This is a genomic window from Brevundimonas sp. M1A4_2e, from assembly GCF_053345555.1.
The window spans coordinates 424,414-443,564 of record NZ_JBKFAI010000003.1 but is presented as its reverse complement, the minus strand read 5'-3'; the positions used below and the strand labels follow the sequence as shown (position 1 = coordinate 443,564).

The 19,151-nt window shown below is 68.8% G+C and carries 20 protein-coding genes; 5 read left to right on the top strand and 15 right to left on the bottom strand.

Annotated features, from left to right (window positions below):
* Positions 1-48: 48 nt before the first annotated feature.
* Complete coding sequence (locus ACLBV5_RS09085; RefSeq protein WP_447605456.1) at positions 49-2,295, bottom strand: TonB-dependent receptor; 2,247 nt, start codon at positions 2,293-2,295, stop codon at positions 49-51.
* A gap of 284 nt (positions 2,296-2,579) precedes the next feature.
* Between ACLBV5_RS09085 and ACLBV5_RS09080 the strand changes: the two genes are divergently transcribed.
* Positions 2,580-3,971, top strand: a complete 1,392-nt coding sequence (locus ACLBV5_RS09080) for a metallophosphoesterase (RefSeq protein WP_392354731.1) — start codon at positions 2,580-2,582, stop codon at positions 3,969-3,971.
* A 16-nt stretch (positions 3,972-3,987) separates the two neighbouring features.
* On the opposite strand, the gene ACLBV5_RS09075 is transcribed toward ACLBV5_RS09080, so the two are convergent.
* From ACLBV5_RS09075 to chpT, 3 genes are all read right to left on the bottom strand, one after another.
* The gene (locus ACLBV5_RS09075; RefSeq protein ID WP_134582034.1) at positions 3,988-4,800 is read right to left on the bottom strand and encodes a CheR family methyltransferase; all 813 of its coding nucleotides are present in this window, start codon (positions 4,798-4,800) and stop codon (positions 3,988-3,990) included.
* Positions 4,797-5,189: a response regulator gene (locus ACLBV5_RS09070; protein ID WP_029972356.1), complete on the bottom strand. Its 393-nt coding sequence runs from the start codon at positions 5,187-5,189 to the stop codon at positions 4,797-4,799. Before ACLBV5_RS09070 ends, ACLBV5_RS09075 begins: the two co-directional genes overlap by 4 nt.
* Positions 5,190-5,258: 69 nt before the next feature.
* Positions 5,259-5,963: a histidine phosphotransferase ChpT gene (gene chpT, locus ACLBV5_RS09065; RefSeq protein ID WP_447605482.1), complete on the bottom strand. Its 705-nt coding sequence runs from the start codon at positions 5,961-5,963 to the stop codon at positions 5,259-5,261.
* A 77-nt stretch (positions 5,964-6,040) separates the two neighbouring features.
* Between chpT and cysQ the strand changes: the two genes are divergently transcribed.
* Positions 6,041-6,850 carry a 3'(2'),5'-bisphosphate nucleotidase CysQ gene (gene cysQ / locus ACLBV5_RS09060; RefSeq protein ID WP_303684181.1) on the top strand — a complete coding sequence of 270 codons (810 nt, stop codon included), beginning with the start codon at positions 6,041-6,043 and terminating at the stop codon, positions 6,848-6,850.
* A gap of 10 nt (positions 6,851-6,860) precedes the next feature.
* On the opposite strand, the gene ACLBV5_RS09055 is transcribed toward cysQ, so the two are convergent.
* Genes ACLBV5_RS09055 through map form a run of 5 tightly spaced genes read right to left on the bottom strand, consistent with a single transcriptional unit; the run spans position 6,861 to position 10,195 of the window.
* Complete coding sequence (locus ACLBV5_RS09055) at positions 6,861-7,748, bottom strand: aldo/keto reductase (protein ID WP_447605455.1); 888 nt, start codon at positions 7,746-7,748, stop codon at positions 6,861-6,863.
* A gap of 3 nt (positions 7,749-7,751) precedes the next feature.
* The gene (locus ACLBV5_RS09050) at positions 7,752-7,994 is read right to left on the bottom strand and encodes a BolA family protein (RefSeq protein ID WP_303704973.1); all 243 of its coding nucleotides are present in this window, start codon (positions 7,992-7,994) and stop codon (positions 7,752-7,754) included.
* 55 nt (positions 7,995-8,049) lie between these two features.
* A complete protein-coding gene (locus ACLBV5_RS09045; protein WP_447605454.1) occupies positions 8,050-8,616 on the bottom strand; it encodes a GNAT family N-acetyltransferase in 567 nt (188 codons plus the stop codon).
* The gene (gene radC, locus ACLBV5_RS09040) at positions 8,613-9,347 is read right to left on the bottom strand and encodes a RadC family protein (RefSeq protein ID WP_447605453.1); all 735 of its coding nucleotides are present in this window, start codon (positions 9,345-9,347) and stop codon (positions 8,613-8,615) included. Before radC ends, ACLBV5_RS09045 begins: the two co-directional genes overlap by 4 nt.
* A 26-nt stretch (positions 9,348-9,373) precedes the next feature.
* Positions 9,374-10,195, bottom strand: a complete 822-nt coding sequence (map, locus tag ACLBV5_RS09035; RefSeq protein ID WP_025976539.1) for a type I methionyl aminopeptidase — start codon at positions 10,193-10,195, stop codon at positions 9,374-9,376.
* A gap of 149 nt (positions 10,196-10,344) precedes the next feature.
* On the opposite strand from map, the gene ACLBV5_RS09030 reads away from it, so the two are divergent.
* Together ACLBV5_RS09030 and ACLBV5_RS09025 are read left to right on the top strand one after the other, a co-directional pair.
* Positions 10,345-11,115, top strand: coding sequence for a competence/damage-inducible protein A (locus tag ACLBV5_RS09030; protein ID WP_447605452.1), 771 nt, complete (start codon positions 10,345-10,347; stop codon positions 11,113-11,115).
* A 180-nt stretch (positions 11,116-11,295) separates the two neighbouring features.
* Complete coding sequence (locus ACLBV5_RS09025; protein ID WP_447605451.1) at positions 11,296-12,597, top strand: OmpP1/FadL family transporter; 1,302 nt, start codon at positions 11,296-11,298, stop codon at positions 12,595-12,597.
* 78 nt (positions 12,598-12,675) lie between these two features.
* On the opposite strand, the gene ACLBV5_RS09020 is transcribed toward ACLBV5_RS09025, so the two are convergent.
* Entirely contained in the window at positions 12,676-13,491 is an 816-nt protein-coding gene (locus tag ACLBV5_RS09020) for a siderophore-interacting protein (RefSeq protein WP_447605450.1), read from the bottom strand.
* Positions 13,488-14,063, bottom strand: a complete 576-nt coding sequence (locus ACLBV5_RS09015; RefSeq protein ID WP_447605449.1) for a PadR family transcriptional regulator — start codon at positions 14,061-14,063, stop codon at positions 13,488-13,490. Before ACLBV5_RS09015 ends, ACLBV5_RS09020 begins: the two co-directional genes overlap by 4 nt.
* 146 nt (positions 14,064-14,209) lie before the next feature.
* Here ACLBV5_RS09015 and ACLBV5_RS09010 point away from each other — a divergent pair, with 146 nt between their 5' ends.
* Entirely contained in the window at positions 14,210-14,953 is a 744-nt protein-coding gene (locus ACLBV5_RS09010) for a dienelactone hydrolase family protein (protein ID WP_447605448.1), read from the top strand.
* Position 14,954: 1 nt separating this feature from the next.
* Here the strand turns inward: ACLBV5_RS09010 and ACLBV5_RS09005 are convergent, their stop codons facing one another.
* From ACLBV5_RS09005 to murJ, 4 genes are all read right to left on the bottom strand, one after another.
* Positions 14,955-15,419 (bottom strand): OsmC family protein, encoded by a 465-nt coding sequence (locus tag ACLBV5_RS09005; protein ID WP_447605447.1) that lies wholly within the window; start codon positions 15,417-15,419, stop codon positions 14,955-14,957.
* Positions 15,416-16,141 (bottom strand): GNAT family N-acetyltransferase, encoded by a 726-nt coding sequence (locus ACLBV5_RS09000; protein ID WP_447605446.1) that lies wholly within the window; start codon positions 16,139-16,141, stop codon positions 15,416-15,418. The genes ACLBV5_RS09005 and ACLBV5_RS09000 overlap by 4 nt, the downstream gene beginning before the upstream one ends.
* 100 nt (positions 16,142-16,241) lie before the next feature.
* On the bottom strand, positions 16,242-17,279 hold the full coding sequence (gene trpS / locus ACLBV5_RS08995; RefSeq protein WP_447605445.1) for a tryptophan--tRNA ligase: 1,038 nt from the start codon (positions 17,277-17,279) through the stop codon (positions 16,242-16,244).
* A gap of 173 nt (positions 17,280-17,452) precedes the next feature.
* Complete coding sequence (gene murJ / locus ACLBV5_RS08990; protein ID WP_447605444.1) at positions 17,453-19,150, bottom strand: murein biosynthesis integral membrane protein MurJ; 1,698 nt, start codon at positions 19,148-19,150, stop codon at positions 17,453-17,455.
* Position 19,151: the final 1 nt, after the last annotated feature.

The window sequence follows — 19,151 nt, the reverse complement described above, 5'->3', positions numbered from 1 at the left end:
CGACAGGTCGCCCCGTCGCCGCCCCCCGATGCGATCCGCCTTGGCGGCTTAGAAGCGCTTGGACAGCTCCACGCCGTACATGCGCGGCTCGTTGACGAAGGCCGTCAGGTTGTTGAAGTCGATGGCGCCGATGACATTGGCCTCGTCCGTGATGTTGCGGACATAGGCGGCGGCTTCCAGGCCGCGGTTCAGGTCGCGCCAGCCCGCGCGCAGGCCGCCTTCGAAGTTGGTGTCCTGACGGAACTCGACCGCCTCATAAAGGAAGAGGTTGAAGTCCTTCTGCATCACCCAGTCGGTCGAGGCGAACAGCTCCTGATCGTCGCCGATCGGGCGGACGTAGGACAGGGTCAGGTTGGCCGAATATTCCGGCGCCTGCGGGAAGGGGTTGCCGTCGATGCTGGCGCGGTCGCTGGCGCCCACCTTCACGATGGGATCGGTGATGGTGCACAGGTGGTTGCCGCAGATGGCGACCAGCAGGTCCTTGTCCTTGATCTCGGTGTGGTTCCAGGCCACGCCGCCGGCCAGGGTGAAGCCCGCGCCTAGGTAGATGTCGCCGTCGATCTCCAGGCCGTAGCCCTGGCCCTTGTCGGCGTTGATCAGGCGGTTGGAATTGTCGATGCCGCCGATGGCGGTGAACTGCATGTCCTTGACGTCATACAGATAGGCCGTGGCGTTCAGGCGGGCGCGGCCGTCCCACAGGCGGGCCTTGAAGCCGGTCTCATAGGACATGACCGTTTCCGAATCCGCCGTGGTCAGAACCGGCAGGTTGCGGCCTTGGATCGACGGGCCGCGATAGCCGCTGGCCACCCGGGCGAACAGGTTCAGACTGTCGTTGACCTCATACAGGGCGCTGACGTCCCAGCTGACCTGCTCGTCGCCGACCGAGACCTGGCCTTGCGCATTGGCGGGCGTGCCGACCACGATGCGGCCGTGATAGTCGCGGCTGTCGTCGGTATAACGCAGGCCGCCGGTCAGCTTCAGGGCCTCGGTGACCTGATAGTTGGCCTGACCGAAGACCGACCAGGAGTCCGACTTCTGCACGATGTCGGTGACCTTGGTCGGCATGATGCCGCCGACGCCGTCGAACGTGCCCGAGACCAGGTTGATGCGCTCGTCCCAATAGAAGGCGCCGACCTGCCAGCCCAGACGGCCCGCCCCGTTCGAGGACAGGCGCAGCTCATAGGTGTTCTGCAGCAGGTCGCTGGACAGGGTGCCCGACTCGACCGGGAACGGGGTCTTGTAACCCGCGCCCGCCGGTGCGCCGGCCGAGACGCCGCCGTCGATATCGCCGTCGCCCTGGGACCAGCCCTGGAAGGAGCCGACCACGCCGGTCAGGGTCGCCGGGCCGAAATCATAGGCGACCTGCAACGCCTGGGAGGTGGTCTGCTGCTTCTGGAAGTTGTTGCGGCCGCCGTCATACCAGACCGTCTCGCGGTCGAAGTTGTCGTTCAGCTTGTTCGAGCCCTTGGTCAGGACGTTGGCGCGGTTCATCGTGCCGGTGCCCACATAGTCGCGCGCCTGCAGCGTCAGCAGGGTCGACAGGCGGTCGGTCGGGGCCCAGGCGACGTGGATGCGGCCCGCCACATCATCGAAATTGCCCAGATCCTTGCCGTCCTTCTTGGCGAAGGGGGCGTCATAGGCGTTGTTGATATAGTCGTCGCGGTGGTTCCAAAGGGCGGCGACGCGGACCGACAGCGTATCCGACGCCGGCAGGGTCACAGCCGCCTCGGCCCGGGTCGAACCATAGTTGCCGTAGGTGATCGAGCCGAAGCCGGTGAAGTCATCGCCCGGCTTAACAGTGTCGATCTTGATCACGCCCGCCGGGGTGTTGCGGCCGAACAGGGTGCCCTGCGGCCCGCGCAGCACTTCCAGCTGCTTCACGTCGAACAGGGGGAAGCCCTTCAGATAGACGCTTTCCAGAACCAGTTCGTCCATCACCATCGACACCGGCTGAGACGCCGTGAAGTCGAAGTCCACATTGCCCAGACCCCGGATGTAGAAGCGCGGGGCGTAGCGGCCGTTGGAGCTTTCGACCTGCAGGCTGGGCACCCGGCCCGACAGCTGCAGGATGTCGCCGCCGCCGGCGTTCACGGCGTTCAGCGTCTCGGTGTTCATGGCGGTGACGGCGAAGGGCACGTCGCGGATGCTTTCGCTACGGCGCTGGGCGGTGACGACGATGTCGCCGACCGCGGCGGCCTGCTCGGCCTGAGCGTCGGACGATTGGGCCAAAGCCGGCGTGGAAAGCAGCAGAGCCAAGCCGCTGGCGGAGGCGGCGAGAACCGAGAGACGCGTCATCGAGATATCCCCTTCTTGATGATCTTGGGCGGGTTAATTCGCCGCAGCCCCTAGGCCCGAAGCCGAGCTGTTTCCAGCCCAGAAGCCCCGCCCCGCATGAACCTTTCGCGACAGGGACACAGGCCAAGGGAAACCGGCGTTCAATTCCTTCCCGACCCGGTTGCGACATTGAGCCCCGCGGCAGGACATGCAAAGCAGATCGGCTGCGCCCGACCCTTGCTGAACGCCGCAGGAAAAGCAGATCGGCTGCGCCCGACCCTTGCTGAACGCCGCAGGAGACGCTCATGCCCCCCGTCGCCCCCTCCCGCCGACGTTTCCTCGCAAGCGTCGCCGCCCTGCCCCTGATCGGCGCAACGCCCGCGTTCGCTGGCGATCAGTCCGCCCCGGATGTCGGCCGCGCGCGCGCCCGGGTTGTGGCCCGAGTGTTGGCCATGTCCGACCTGCATTCGGCCTATGAGCGCAGCGCCCAGGTTCTGGCCGCCCTGCGCGCCGAAGTCCGCCGCCAGTCGGTTCCGCACCTGATCGCCCTGGACGGCGACATCTTCGAGCACGGCAACGTCGTCTCGGTGCGGTCCCAAGGCGCGATCGACTGGGCGTTTCTGGCCGCCTTGCCATCCATCGCGCCCACGGTGGTCAATCTGGGCAACCACGACAATGATCTGACGCCGGACTTGCACGCCGTGGTCGCCCGGATGCAGGGCCTGGGGATCAGCGTCATCAGCAACATCATCGACGCGCGCACCGGTCAGCCCTACGCCCGGGCGGCGACCGAGATCGCCTTGGGCCAGCGGCGCCTGCGCATCATCGGCTTCGGCACGAATTCGCTGAACACCTATCCCAAGGACAGCCGCGACTGGCTGTCGATCCCCGATCCGACCGACTGGGCGCGCGCCCACCTGCCGCCGCTTCTGGACGGCGCCGACCTGACGCTGGTGATGAGCCACGCCGGGGTGGCGGGCGACCGGGGGATGCTGTCCGCCCTGCCCGACGGCGCCCTGATGATCGGCGGACACAACCACCTGCTGTTTCAGGAGCCGCTGGGCCGCGGCCTCTACGCCCACACCGGATCGTGGAACAACGCCTATACGGCGGCCGATTATCTCAGCGATGGAAGCGTGCGGGCCCAGTCGCGCAGCGTCGCCCTGGACGGTCCCGCCGACCCGGCTCTGGCCGCCCTGATCCGCGCGACGCTGGCGCAGCATCTGAGCGCGCAGGAACGCGCCGTCCTGGGGAGCAGTCCCGCCGCCCTGTCGCTGGGCGACACCGGCCGCGCCGTGGCCGCCGCCTTCGCCCGCTTCGCCGGAGCCCAGGCGGGCTTTATCGGCCATACGACTCTAGGAACGGGCCTGCCCGCCGGGCCGATCAGCCGCTACGCCTTCGACGCCGTGGTGCGGTTCGACGGCAAGCTGATGGCCGCCGAGGTTCCGGCCGCGCGTCTCAGCGAACTGACCGCCCTGGCCAATCAGGACCGCGTCATGCCGTTCGCGCGACGCACCGGCGACTTTGTCTATGGCGCGGTCCAGGGCGACGAGAAGCGCGATACGATCCGCATCGTCACCACCGACTGGTGCGCCCTGAACCAGCAGGAGTATTTCGGCGTGGCCGATCTGGATTTCACCGAGGTCCCCGGCCCCGGCGTCAAGGCCGTCGCGGCGCAGGGCCTGCTGCAGGCCTGAGCATCATTCCTGAACGTCAGGCCGCCCGGCGATAGGCCGAGGGCGACTTCACATAGAGGCCGCGCCGCCCCGCCACGGGCCTGAAGGCGACGCTATCGCCGTCGGGGCGCTCGTCCGCGCCCAGGAAGAGGCAACCGTCATCGACCAGCCCACGCTCCAGCCCGTCCAGCAGACGCGGCCGGCGCTCCGGCGTCATGTCGCCGAGCACGTGGCGGCAGAAGATGATGTCGAACCGCCCTTCGTCAGCCGGCGCGTCCAGCAGATTGGCGCGCTTGAAGGTGACGGCTGCGCGCAGTTCCGGCCGCGCCCGCCAGTGATCGTCCACCTGTTCGAACCAGCGCAGCATGGTCCGCGCCGACAACCCCCGCTGGATCTCGAAGGAGCTGTAGAGGCCCGACAGGGCCTTCTCGATCGCCTGACGCGACAGGTCGGTGGCCAGCACCTCGACCCGCGCCCCGGCCTCAAGGGCGGCGATGGCCAGCGAATAGGCTTCCTGACCCGATCCGGCGCCCGCCGACCAGATCCGCACCGGCCCGCCGCGCGCCGCCGTCAGGGCGGGCAGCAACTCGCGCTCCAGCACCTCGAACGCCGCCCGGTCGCGCCGGAACCAGGTCTCGGCGTTCAGCAGGGCTTCGATCACCCCCCAGCCGAGCGACGCCACCGGGCGGCTCCACAGGCTGGCCAGCATGGCCTCGACGTTGTGATAGCCTTCACGACGCGCGACCGGTCCCAACCGATGCTCGGCCAGCTGCATCCGCTCTCGCGACAGGCGGTATCCCGCGCGCGAGGCCAGCAGAGCTTGAAGGCGGTCGAAATCCTCCGGCGTCATGACGGCGTCTGAATCGCTCCCACTTCGGCGAGCTTGGACTGCAGGATGTCGCCGTCGAACGGCTTCATAACATATTCGTCCGCCCCGGCGGACAAAGCTTCGGCGATGCGGTCGGCGCGCGTCTCGACCGAACAGAACAGCACCTTGGGCTCCCGCCCGTCCGGCAGGGCGCGCAGACGGCCCAGAAAGGTCATCCCGTCCATGATCGGCATCTGCCAGTCCAGCAGCACCACGTCCGGCATGGCGCCGACGCAGGCCTCCAGCGCCTCGGCGCCGTCAGCCGCCTCCTGCACCTCGAAAGCGAGGTCTTCGAGGATGCGACGGGCCACCTTGCGGATGATCCGGCTGTCATCGACGATCAGACAGGTCTTGGCGTCCACGGGACTCATTCTCGCAAAAAGCGAATAACGACGATATTCACGCCAGAATGGTCTGACGCCGGTTAACGGAAGGTTGGCTTAGTCCGCCAGAGGCAGGCGGGCGATCAGGGCGACGCGGCCGTCCTCGACCGTCGTCTCCAGCCGCCCCCCGGCGTCGCAGGCCGTCAGCCACAGCCAGTAGGGCTGAATCCACTGCCCGGCGAGACCCTCCGTCAGACGCTCGCCCTTCAGCCCGGTCAGGGCCTCGGCCTTGAGCCGCGCCCGTGCGCCCTCGGCCGAACCGATCAGGATCAGCTGTCCGCCTTCGCGACGAACGGCGACCGTGGCCGCTCCGCCCATCGGCAGGGCGCCGACCGTCAGATAGGCCAAGTTCAATAGGGCGCGCGCCTGAAGCTTGGTGAAGACCTCCTCGCCGACGCGCCAGTCCAGCGTCGCCCGCCCGCCGTCGGTCAGGCCCGTCAGCAGACTGTGCAGCTCCGCGCCCGAAAACTGTTCGCTGGAGGTCGCCGCCCCAAAGGCCACGCGGGCGAAATGGACCAGCGCCACCATCTTGGCCGCGCTCTGGCGGATAAGCCCCAGGGCGTCGTCGCGCATGTCCTGGGCGCTGGGGTCGTCCAGAAGGTCCAGACCCGACATCACCGCGCCCGCCGGGCTGATGAAGTCATGGCACAGCTTGGCCGCGATGAAGGCGGCCAGCTCCGCCCCATCGACAGGCAGGCTGGCGACGGGCAGGTCGGCGAGGGAGGGCGATGAAGTCAGGTCGGACACGGCGTTCGGCGGCAAGGTTTGCAAATGGTTAAGGCCAAGGTGGCCTGATTTGCCGGTTCTTGAAACCGGCCGCATGGGTTATCGGGTGCGGCATGACTGTCCCCGCCTCCCCCTCCGCCTTCGCCGAACTTGAAGACGATCTCGTCTCGGGACGGCTGACCGACGCCCTGGCCGACATCGCCGAAGAGGCGGCCCAGCTGATCCTGCCCTACTGGCGCGCCGGGACGACGGCCGAGATCAAGGCCGACGACAGCCCCGTCACCGCTGCCGACCGCGCCGCCGAGGCGCTGATCCTGGAACGTCTGACCGCCCGTTGGCCCCAGGTTCAGGCCGTCGCCGAAGAGGCCGCCGCCGCCGACGGCCTGCCCCCCTCGGTCGGCCAGTGGTTCTGGCTGATCGACCCGCTGGACGGCACCAAAGGCTTCATCCAGGGACGTGAAAGCTACACCGTCAACATCGCTCTGGTGCGCGGCGACGCCGTGGTCGCCGGCGTGGTGACGGCGCCGGCTCTTGCCCTGACCTGGCGCTCCGTGGCGCCGGGCGAAGGCGCCCAACGCCGCGCCTTTGGCGAGGCCTGGAAACCGGCGCGCGTGCGCGAGCGCCCTCAGGACGCCACCGCCCTGGTCAGCCACAGCATCAGCGACGAAGACGCCGAACGCCTGGCCGGCCGCAACGGCTGCCGGCTGTGGCAGGGCATGGATTCCTCGTTGAAGTTCTGCATGATCGCCGAGGGCCGTTACGACGCCTATCCTCGCACCGGCCCGACCTGCGAATGGGATACGGCTGCGGGCCAGGCGGTGTTGGAAGCCGCCGGCGGCCGCGTCGTGGCCGAGGACGGCCGCCCCCTGGCCTACGGCAAGCCGGGCTTTCTGAACGGCCCCTTCTCGGCCATCGGCGCCTGAAGGCGCGGCGTCAGACCAGAGCGTCGACGCGGGCCATCTCGATCTGGGCCGACAGACCGGCCGGCAGGTCGCGCTCCGGCGTCGCCGCCAGCGTTTCCAGTTCCGCCCGGTCGCGCGGTCGGATCAGGACGCTCGACACGCCCGGGTCGGTCAGGGCGTAGGCCAGGCAGATGGCCTCGGCGGTCCAGCCGCGCGTCTGGTGCAGGAAGGCGAAGGAGCCGCGCTGCGTCTCCTCGACCGGCGCCCGCCCGCCCAGGCCGAACAGGCCGCGCTTCTTGGGGGCCCCAGCCTCGGCCGCCTTTCGTTCGGTCGACAGGCTGTCGGGGAAATAGCCGTAGACGAACAGGCTCATCTGCCGCTCCAGCGCGGCCCGCATCCGGGCGCGCACCCGCCATTCGATATTGGCGTGGAAAGGGGTGAACAGGGCGTCGAAGGCGCCGGTCGAGACATAGAGGTCGCTCACCGCCTCATCGCTCGACACGCCCAGCATCCGCACATGGCCCGCCTTACGGATCGCCTTCAGCGCGGTGAGGGCGGCTTGCGGCAGCTCATTCTCGCCGGGGCGGTCGAGCACGGCCAGATCGAACCAGCCCAGCCCAGAGGCGTGCAGTCCCTGCTCGATCTCGCGCCCCAGGCTGATGGGCGAGAAATCACGCCCGACGCCCAGGCTCACGCTGGCGATGACCAGACGGCGCTCGACATGGCCCAGCGCCTCGCCCGCCGCTCGCAGCAGCGCCGGATCGGCGCTGTCGAAATGGTAGGCGTTGATGCCCGCCTCCAGCGCCGCGAAGATCATCTGGCGCACATGCGCCCCGCCGCGCGCCGCCGCATCCGCCCCCAGGCACAGGGTCAGACTGGAGACAGCCGCCCCCGAGACGCCGAAGGGGCGATAGCGCATGGGTCAGCCCGCCTCGGTCGGGGTCGAGGTCTCCAGCGCCAAAGCGTGCAGTTCGCCGCCCATCTTGCCCTTCAACGCCGCATAGACGAGCTGGTGCTGGCGCACCCGGTTCAGACCGCGAAACGCCTCGGACACGATGCGGGCGCGATAGTGGTCGCCGTCGCCGGCCAGATCCTCGATGGCGATGTCCGCGTCGGGGAAGGCCTCGGTCAAATGGGCGCGAAGATCGTCGGCGGACATGGGCATGGGAAAAGCACTCCGGAAGGCGACGGGGCGGCGAACCGGCCCGAGAATGTAAAGCTTACCCGGCCCCGCCGGTCCTGTCAGCCGCCCCTCCGACCGCCTCGGTCGGCCCGCCTTTGACCCGCTCGAACAGGGTGACGACCGAGCCCTTGTAGTCGGCATGGCCATAGGGGCGGTAGCCGACCCGTTCCGCCAGACGGATGGAGGCGGCGTTGTCGGGGGAGATCATGCAGACGGTGCGCGGCTCAGCCCTGTGCTCGTCCGTCCAGGCCAGCGCCGCCTGCAAGGCCTCGCGCGCCATGCTGCGCCCCTGAAAGGCCGGCGCCACGCCCCAGCCGAGCTCCGGCGCATCGAACGGCGGCGTCATGTCGCGACGATAGTCCAGCACGCCGACGCTGCCGACATAGGCGCCCGTCGCCGTCTCGCGGATCGACCAGTTGCCATAGCCCTTGACCTGCCAGTGGCCGACATCGCGCAGCAGGCGGAACCAGACCTCCTCCTCCGACAGGCCGCGCCCCATGATATGGCGGGTGAAATCGGCGTCGGCCCACAGGGCGGTCAGATCGTCCATGTCGCCCACGGCGACCGGCGTCAGCGTCAAACGCTCAGTCGAAAGCACAGTCACATCAGTCCCAGTTGCTTGAAGCTGGCCACGCCTTCGCGGCCGACGATCAGATGGTCATGCACGGTGACGCTGAGGGCGCGCGCCGCTTCGATCACCTGTTTGGTCATGTCGATGTCCGCCCGGCTGGGCGTCGGATCGCCCGAGGGGTGGTTGTGCACGATGATCATGGCGCTGGCCGACAGCTCCAGCGCGCGGCGCACCACCTCGCGCGGATAGACGGGGGCGTGGTCGACCGTGCCCCGGTTCTGGATTTCGTCGAGGATCAGCTGGTTCTTCTTGTCGAGGTAAAGGACGCGGAACTGCTCGCGCGGTTCATGCTGCAGCGACAGGCGCACATAGGCCAGCAGCGCCGTCCACGACGAGATGACGGTGCGCCGGTTCGCCTCCTCCTTGGCCACCCGGCGCGAGACTTCATGCAGGGCGGCCAGGTCCAGCGCCGTCTCGGCGCCCACCCCCTTGGCCCGACCGCGCGAATCCTCGGCCTTGACCGTCATCAGATCCTCGACCGAGGCCGCCAGCACCGCCGCCAGCGATCCGAACCGGGTCAGCAGGGCCTTGGCCACCGGCTTGACGTCGCCCTGCGGCTGGCTGCGGAACAGGAACAGCTCCAGCAGCTCATAGTCGGGCAGATGATGCAGGCCCGCCGTGTGCGCGCGCTCGCGCAGCCGCTCGCGATGACCGGCGTGGTGCGGCTTGGCCTTTGGTTGTTGTTTCGGCGGTTGATCGAGCATCAGCCTCCCCCGAGGGGGAGACTAGCTCAGAATTTCGGGCGGAACAGGCCCTTGGGCGAGGCGGTGAAGATTTCCAGCCCGTCCTCGGTCACGCCGATCGAGTGTTCGCACTGCGACGACAGCGATTTGTCGCGGGTCACGGCGGTCCAGCCGTCCGACAGCACCTTCACCGCCGGCTTGCCCAGATTCACCATCGGCTCGACGGTGAAGAACATGCCCGGCTTCAGCACCGCGCCCTCGCCGCGACGGCCGTAGTGCAGGACGTTGGGGCTGTCGTGGAAGACCCGGCCGATGCCGTGGCCGCAGAAGTCGCGCACCACGCTCATGCGCTGGGCCTCGACGAATTTCTGGATGGCGAACCCGATGTCGCCGAAGGTGTTGCCCGGCTTGATCTGGGCCAGGCCGAGATCCAGCGAGTCATAGGTGACGTCGATCAGCCGCTTGGCGCGGGCGTTGATCTCGCCGACCGCATACATGCGGCTCGAATCGCCATGCCAACCGTCGACGATGACGGTGTGGTCGATGTTGACGATGTCGCCTTCCTTCAGGACCTTGTCGCCGGGAATGCCGTGGCAGACGACGTGGTTGATCGAGGTGCAGACCGTCTTGGTGTAGCCCTTGTAGCCGAGGCAGGCGGGCGTGCCGCCGTTGTCAAGGGTGAACTCGCGCACCAGATCGTCCAGCTCGCCCGTGGTCACGCCCGGCTTCACATGCTCGCCGATCATGTCCAGCGCCTCGGCGACCAGGCGGCCGGCCTTGCGCATGCCCTCGAACCCTTCCGCGTCATAGATGCGGATTTCGTGGCTGCGGACGAAGACGTCGGTTTCCAGGTCGGGGGTCTCGTACATGCTTGGCTTTCGGGGAGGCGCGCTCCGCAATCAGGCGGACCGGGCGAAGAAACGGCTTTCAGGACTTCAGATGGTCAGACTAGCACAAAACCTCAAGCCCGTCAGGATTCGCCGCTGACGCAGGGGCCTTCGTTTCCTATCTAGGGGCCATGTCCAATCTCTCGCCCTCTCCAACCGCCGCCGTCCTGATCATCGGCGATGAAATCCTGTCAGGCCGCACCCGTGACAGCAATATGAACACCCTGGCCCGCTTCCTGGCCCCGCTGGGCGTCGATCTGATGGAGGCCCGGGTGGTCGGCGACCGTCAGGACCAGATCGTCGCGGCCCTGAACGCCCTGCGCGCCGCGCACGACTATGTCTTCACCACCGGCGGCATCGGCCCGACCCACGACGACATCACCGCCGACGCCGTCGGCGCGGCCTTCGGCGTGCCGGTCAGCGAACACCCCGAGGCGCTCGCCATCCTCGAGCGCCGCTATGCGCCCGGCGAGTTCAACGCCGCCCGCCGCCGCATGGCCCGCGTGCCCGAAGGCGGCGTCCTGATCGCCAATCCGGTCAGCGGCGCGCCCGGCTTTCAGGTCGACAACGTCTTCGTCATGGCGGGCGTGCCCAAGATCATGGAGGCCATGCTCGACGACGTGGCGCCGCGCCTGAAGACCGGCTCTCCGGTGCATAGCCGCAGCCTTCGCGTCACCGGCGCGGGCGAAGGCGCGGTGGCCGACATCCTGCGCGCCGCCGCTGAGGCGCGGCCTCACCTGTCCTTCGGCTCCTACCCCTTCGGCTTCAGCGGGGACCATAAGCCCAGCGAGATCGGCACCCAACTGGTCATCCGCGGGAGGAACCAGCCCGAAGTTGACGCGGCGGAACACGATTTATCCGCCGACCTGCGTTCGGCAGGCATCGAAATTGCCCCTACGTAACCTCACTAAGGTGTGAAATTGCGCACCTTTTGCGCCACGCTTTTGCCGGGAAGCCGTCCGACACCAGCCTTGGACGCAACGCTTTCATGACACGGACGCTGTGATGGCGGCGTGGCGGCTCTCCCCGAACAAAGGCCGTCCGCTTTTCAATGGCCGGCCCTCGACATAGGTGAAGCGTAAATGACCCCCAGGAACATGGCCCGCCTCGGCGGCCTGGCTCTGACCACCGTCCTGATGACGGGCGTGGCGGCCCCGGCCCTCGCCGGCTCCTTCTATCTGCAGGAACAGTCCGTGCGCGGCGCCGGCCGCGCCTTCTCCGGCGAGGCCGCCGATCGCGGCGTCGGCTCGCTGTGGTGGAACCCCGCCTCGATCGCGCGCAGCGGTCGCGAACTTTCCGTCGGCCTGCACGCCATCAAGATCGACTCCGAGGTGCGCAACACCGGTTCCTACGTCACCTATCCGGGCGGCGTGGACGTGCCGGTGGTCAACCCGCGCAACACCGAGGTCGACCCGATCGAAAGCGGCCTGGTCCCGAACTTCGCTTTCGCCACCCCGATCGGCGACCGCCTCGCCCTGGGCGTCTCGGTGGCGGCCCCGTACAACTTCACCACCAAGTACGAGCAGGGCTCCTTCGCGCGCTATGACGCCCTGACCTCGGAGCTGCGTTCGGGCGACGCCAGCCTGACCCTGGCCTATCAGGTCAACGACTGGCTGGACGTCGGCGCCGGGTTGAACGCCCAGTACGTCAAGGCCAAGCTGACCTCCGCCATGCCGTCGGTCTCGCCCCTGCTGCCGGACGGCTCCTCCTCGCTGGAAGGCGACGGCTGGGACTTCGGCTGGAATGTCGGCGCCCAGGTCCACAAGGGCCCGTGGGACTTCGGCCTGTCCTACCGCTCCAAGATCGAGCACGAACTGGACGGGGATATCGCCATCGCCCTGACCGGCCCCCTGGCGCCCAACAGCGTCACCACCAGCGGCACGGCCAGCTTCAACACCCCGTGGTTCGCCTCGGCCTCGGTCCGTTACGCCGTCAGCGACAAGCTGACGCTGAACGCTCAGGTCAACCGCATCGGCTGGTCCGAGTTCCAGGCCATCACCGTCGAATATCCGAACGGCGGCGACGTCATCCATCAGAACTACAAGGACGTCACCACCGGCGCCATCGGCCTGGACTACGCCCTCAGCGACAGGACCACCCTGCGCGCCGGCGTCGGCTATGACCCGACCCCGACCCGCGACAGCCTGCGCACGGCCCGCATTCCGGACGCCGACCGCTGGCTGTTCTCGGTCGGCGGCTCGACCGAGGTGACGCCGGGCGTGACCTTCGATGCAGGCCTGACCTACATCGCCTTCAGCGACTCGACGATCCGCGACGACCGCGCCTTCTACGCCGGCACCCCGGCGGCCGTGACCTCGCACCTGCGCGGCGAGGCCGAAGGCTCGGCCCTGGTGGCCTCGATCGGCGCCCGCTGGGCCTTCTGATCTTCGCCTGAGCGCGTTTCACGGCGCCGCCGCCCCCTCCCCCCGCTGCAGGGGGGAGGGGTTTTTTGTGTCTGGCCTTCAGTCCTCGATCACATCGTTCGAGCCGACGCCGCCCAGCCGCCAGTAGCCGGCGACCTTCATCCATTTCGGGTTGAACGGCCGGGCGGCCAGCAGCGCCGCGCGCATCGAGCGGGCGACCGAGGATTCGCAGGCGACCCAGACATAGGCATCGGCCGGGTCGATCCGTTTCGCCGCCGCGACCGCCGCCGCCGTCAGCGCTTCGGCGCGGCCGCGCGGGCCGCCCTTGCGGTGCACCCAGACGATCTCGACGTCCGCCGGACTGGGCAAGCCCAGTTCGCCGGCGACATCGTCGACCTCGATGCAGGCGATCGCGCGCGCGCTTTTCGGCAGTTCCTCCAGACGGCGGGCGATGGCGGGGATCGCCGTCTCGTCGCCGACCAGCAGGTGCTCGGCGAAGCTGGTCGGGACCAGGAAGGATCCGCGCGGCCCGCCCAGGCCCAGCTCGTCGCCAGGCTGCGCGTCCTCGGCCCAGGCGGTGGCCGGACCGCCGTGGCCGACAGCGAAGTCGATAGTCAGCCGACGATTGGCGGCGTCGAACGCGCGCGGGGTGTAGTCGCGCGCCACGGGGCGGGGGTCCGGGAACACCGGCCCGTCTGGCCCCGACGTCGGCAGCGCCAACGGCTCGCCGCGCGGCACGGGGAAGATCTTCACGTGGTCGTCGAAACCGGGGCTGAAGAAGCCCTCCAGCTCGTCGCCGGTCAGCACGACGCGCTTCAGGACCGGGGTCAACTGCTCGACGGCTTGGACACGGGCGCGGCGGAATTTCAGCTCATGCCGCACGCGGCGCGGTTGTCTCAACAGGGCGTTGCTCATGCCTGTCTCACCTTTTCGGCTGCGGCTTCGATCATGTCGGCAAGAGCCTCGACCTGGGCTTCGCTGAGCGGCGGCTCCTGGGTCAGGCGATCATGCATCGCGGCGCGGAAGGCCTCGATAGCCTGGGCGATGCGCGCCGGCCGGTCGGCGCGGCCGCCCAAGGCCTTCATCTTGCGCTCGGCGTGGGCCAGGGCCTCGGCGTTTTCAACCAGCAGGCGACGGCCTTCGTCGGTGACGGCGTAGCGCTTCTTGCCGCCGTCGGCGACGGCGTTCACGGCGCCCATGTCTTCCAGCAGCGCGAGGCTGGGATAGATGACGCCGGGGCTGGGCGCATAGGCCCCGCCCACTCGCGCCTCGATGGCCTTGATCAGTTCATAACCGTGGCTGGGCTTGTCCGCGATCAGCGACAGCAGCACCCAGCGCAGGGCGCCGTGTTCGAACATGCGGCCGCCGCCGCGACGGCCGTGACCTTCGCCGCGCATTCGGCCCTCGCCCGTCCGCCTGGCTTCCGGGCGCATCGTCCGGCCGTAGCCGCCGCAACCCAGGCCGCGCTCAGGTCCGTGCTGGCCCATGCCGTGGCCGCGCCTTCCGATCCTCTTGGATCCTCTCATCTCTTCTTTTCTCTCATTTAGATATATCGGACTGGCAAACAGATATATCTAAATGAGCCAAGCGCAAGACCCCTTCCCTGAAAAGAACGGCGCCCTAGATTGCAGGGATGGACACCATCGCCGCCCGCTGGGCTCGGTTGCAGCCGCATGTGCAGATCGTCGGGCCTGACGACGACCGCCCGCGCCCGATGGTCCTGCTGTTCCACGGTTGCGGCGGTCTGCGCAGCCATCTCCCGCGCTATGCCGAGGCGGCGAAAGCGGCCGGCTGGCGCGCCGCCATCATCGATTCCTATGGTCCGCGCGGCTGGGGCCGGGCGTTGACGCTGACCATGGTGTGCACCGGCGTGCTGTTCCGGGGCTATGAGCGGGCCGGCGATGTCCTGGCCGCCATCCACGGCCTGTCGCAGCGGCCGGACGTGGACGCTTCCCAACTGGCCCTGGCGGGCTGGAGCCACGGCGGATGGGCCATCATGGAGATGATGAGCGAGACGCCCGCGCCGCGCCGCATGGGCGTCGCCGATCCGGGCGCCGTCGACCTGTCAGGCGTCAAGGCCGTGTTTCTGGCCTACGCCTATATCGGCCCTTGGGCCTTCAACCGGATGAAGCCGTGGCGCCGTCACCCGCGCGTCCTGGCCCTGACGGCGGGGCGCGATCACCTGACAACGGTGCGCAACGCGGAACGGGTCAATGCCATGATCCGCGCGGGCGGGGCGCAGGTCGAAAGCTGGGTCGCCGACGGCACCCACGCCTTTGACGAACCGACCAACAACGGGCCGATGCGCCACCACCCCGACCTGACCGAGGAGGCCCTGCGCCGGTTCGGAGCCTTCCTGCAGCAGACCGCAGCCTAGGTCAGCGCGGCTCGATCCTGACCTCGGCGCGGATCGAGTTGGCGATGTAGCAGCTGTCGTGGGCGCGATGGTGCAGCTCGGCGAGGGCTTCCGCGTCCGGCGACGTGTCGCCTGACCAGATGACGGAGGGGCGCAGCGTCACCTCTGTGATCGACACCCTGCCGCGCTCGTCCTGGCCCAACGTCCCCTCGGCGTCGTCGCGATAGCTGTCGACGATGAAGCCATCCTTGCGGGCGTAGGCCAAGAAGAACAGCATGTGGCAACTGGACAGGGCGGCGACCAGGGCTTCCTCTGGATCGACCGCCGTCTCGTCCGACAGGGGCGGCGGCAACAGGGCCGACGGCGCGGACGAACCGCGCACCACGGCCCCGCCGTCGAAGCGCCATTCATGGCCGCGACCGTATTTGTTGTCGCTGAACGGCTGCTCGCCTCGGCGCCATTCGACCGTCGCCCGATGCACGCTCATGTCCGCTCCTCCTGAGCCTCGCCCAGCAAGGTATAGGTCATGCGCGCCCGGGCCTGAAATCCCAGTCCGCGATAGAAGGCGATCGTCGCCTCATGCTCCGCGAAGGCGTGCAGGAAGGCCGCCTCGCCCGAGGCCAGGATCTCGCCGACCACCGCGCGGGACAGAGCCGCCGCATAGCCTTGGCCGCGATGATCCGGGTGGGTGCAGACGCCGCTCAGTTCGGTGAAACCGTCCACCCGCAGCCGCCGCCCCGCCATGGCGACCAGCTGGCCCTCGCGCTTGACGCCGATGAACGGGCCCAGCTTGCGCGTCTGCGAGCGGAAGGGACCGGGCCGCGTCAGGGTCGCCAGCGCCAGCATCGCCGGCGCGTCAGCCTCGTCCAGCACCTCGATGACGTCGTCCAGCCGCGGGCCTTCCAAGCCGAGGGGCGTCAGGGCCGTCGCCGTCATCTGCACCAGGCCGACCCGCGCGGCGATCACGGCGCCGTCGGGCAGGACGTCGACCATCGGCCCGTCCTCGCGCTCGACCAGCCCCCCGCCGGGATGGCGGCGGTCCAGCTCGGTCAGCGCCCGGCGGCTGTCCGGCGTCGCGTCGGCCACCGCCAGGAACACCCCGATCTCAGGGTCGATGCGCACGGCGGCCGCTCCGGAATTCGGCGTGACGAAAGGCGACAGACGCGTGGTCAGGGCGTTGAACACCGCCCGATCGAGAGTATGGCTCATGCCTCGACGCTCTAGGCGCGAAGACGCGGCGACGGAAGCGAGACTCGCATCGCCGCGTCCGAAACCCGCCGCTCAGCCCAGAAGCATCAGCCCAGAAGCATCAGCCCTGCCAGAAGCCGACGATCTTCTTGACCTCGGCGATGGTCGGCTCGGCAATCTCGCGCGCCTTTTCGGCGCCGGCGGCCAGGGCCCGGTCGATCTCGGCCGGGTCGTTCATCAGACGGCGCATTTCGGCGGTGACGTCGGCCATCGACGACACGGCCAGTTCCGCCAGTTTCGGCTTGAAGGCGCCGAAACCCTGGCCCGCGAACTCGGCCAGCACCGCCTCGCGCGTGGTGTCGGCCAGGGCGGCGTAGATGGCGACCAGGTTCTTGGCCTCAGGCCGCCCCTCCAGACCCTCGAGCGTTTCCGGCAGCGGCTCCATGTCGGTCTTGGCCTTGCGGATCTTGTTGGCGATGGCGTCGGCGTCATCGGTCAGGTTGATGCGCGACAGGTCCGACGGATCGGACTTGGACATCTTGGCCGCGCCGTCGCGCAGGGACATCACCCGCGTCGCCGGCCCCTGGATCAGCGGCTCGGGCAGGGGGAAGTAGCCGGGCGCGCCAAAGTCGTTGTTGAACTTCTGGGCGATGTCGCGGGTCAGCTCCAGATGCTGCTTCTGGTCCTCGCCCACCGGCACCTCGGTCGCCTTGTAGAGCAGGATGTCCGCTGCCTGCAGCACCGGGTAGGTGTACAGGCCGACGCTGGAGCGTTCCTTGTGCTTGCCCGACTTCTCCTTGAACTGGGTCATCCGGTCCAGCCAGCCGAGGCGGCCGACGCAGTTGAAGATCCAGGCCAGCTCGGCGTGGGCCGGCACAGCCGACTGCGGGAAGATGACGGCCTTGGCCGGGTCCAGGCCCGAGGCCAAATAGGCCGCCGCGATCTCGCGCGTCTGGGCGGCCAGCTTCTCGGGCTCCTGCCAGACGGTGATGGCGTGCATGTCGGCGACGAAGACGAACAGGGGCGCGCCCGTCTCCTGCAGCTCGGTGAAGCGCTTCAGCGCGCCCAGATAGTTGCCCAGGTGCAGGGCGCCGGAGGCCTGGATGCCGGACAGGATGCGGCGCGGGCCGGTGTATTGGGCCGGGGTCTGGTCAGTCATGATAGCGGATCTCGGAAATCGAAAGGCGGATGTCGGCGCACGGTTTCGCGTGCGAAAGGCGGGCGTGCGGACGCCCGGGGCGGCGGATCAGCCGCGCCATCGTCCGTGAGCGAGAAATCGTCCCGAAAGCGCCATGCCCTCGCGCTTATCGGTTCGGGCTGCGAAGGGCAAGCTCACCGCGACCGCCGCACCAGGCCCTTGACCTCGGCCATCGTCACCGCGCGCGTCAGGAACGCCAGCGCGACATAGGCCAGGCCGCCCGCCGCCACGACCAGCAGCAGGGTGATCTCCTTGGCGCCGTGGCTCGAACCCGCCATCGCCAGCAGGTCGGCGACCGGCGCCTGCAGCATGGGCCGCGCCCACGACGCCGCGCCGACCACCGCCGCCAGCCCCGCGCTGGCCAGGGCGATGCGGCCCAGACGCGAGACGGCGCGCGGGCTGGGCCGGTAGTGCTCGCGCCGCCACAGCGTGGCGCCCAGCAGCAGCACATTGGTCCAGGCCGAGGCGCTGACCGCCGCGGCGATGCCGGACACCCCCATGCCCAGGTTGAACAGGCCGATGGCCAGCACGGCGTTCACCGCCACCGAGATCAGGGCGAAGACCATGGGCCGACGCGTATCGCCCCGCGCAAAGAAGGCCGGGGCCAGGATGCGGATCAGCACGAAGGCGGGCACGCCCCAGCCGAAATGCAGCAGAGCGTGAGCCGTGTTGACGGCGTCGACCTGCAGGAAGGCGCCGCGCGTGAACAGGGCGTCGATCAGGAAGTAGGGCATGGCCATCAGGGCCGCCGCCGCCGGCAGAGTCAGGGCCATGGACAGGATCAACGCCTCGTCCATCGACGCCTGCTGCTGAGCGTGGTCCTTGGACGCCACCGCCGACGACAGCTTGGGCAGCAGGGCGATGCCGATCGCCACCCCGACCAGACCCAGCGGCAGCTGGTACAGCCGGTCCGCCGTCGCCAGCCAAGTGCGCCCGCCGTCGACGAAGCTGGACAGGTTGCCGGAGATGAAGACGTTGATCTGAGTGGCGCTGTTGCCGATGGCGGCGGGAACGGCGGTGATGATGATGGCCTTCACCGCCGGCGTCATTTTCGGCAGGCTGAGGCGGATATTCGCCCCCGCCTTGCGCGCCGCCCACCAGCACAGACCCGCCTGGGCCACGCCCGCGACCAGCACGGCCCAGGAGGCGGCGTAGGCGGCCTCGATCTGATCGCCCTTCACCGGGATGACGGCGGCCAGCATGATCAGGTTCAGCAGGATCGGATAGGCGCCCGAAACGATGAACCGCCCCCTCGCGTTCAGCACCCCGCTGAGCAGGGCGGCGATGGCCATGCAGGGCAGGTAGGGCATGGTGATCTGGGTCAGGATCACCGCCAGCTTGAAGCGGGCCGGATCATCCAGGAAACCGATGTTGATGACCATCATCAGCCACGGCATCGCCAGCTGGGCGACCAGGGTCAGGGCCACGGTGACGGCGGCCACGGCGGCCAGGGCGTCGGTCGCCACCTTGTCGGCCGCCGCCTCCCCCTCGCTCTTCAGCGTCTTGGCGTAGGCGGGCACGAAGGCGGCGGCGAAGGCCCCTTCGGCGAAGATGCGCCGGAACAGATTGGGGAAGTTCAGCGCCGTGTAATAGGCGTCGGCCGCCGGGCCCGCCGAGGCGCCCAGCGCCGCCGTAATGACCAGATCGCGCGCGAACCCGGCCAGACGGCTGAGCAGGGTCATGGCGCTGAAGATGGCCGAGGAGCGCGCCACCCCGCCCGCCTTGGGCTTGGCCGTCGCAGCGGAGGCGGGCGGCTGGACCACCGGCTCGACCGTGGCGTTTGCAGCCGAGATCGGCGCGGCCGGTTCGATGGGGTCGGTCTTGTCGTTCACG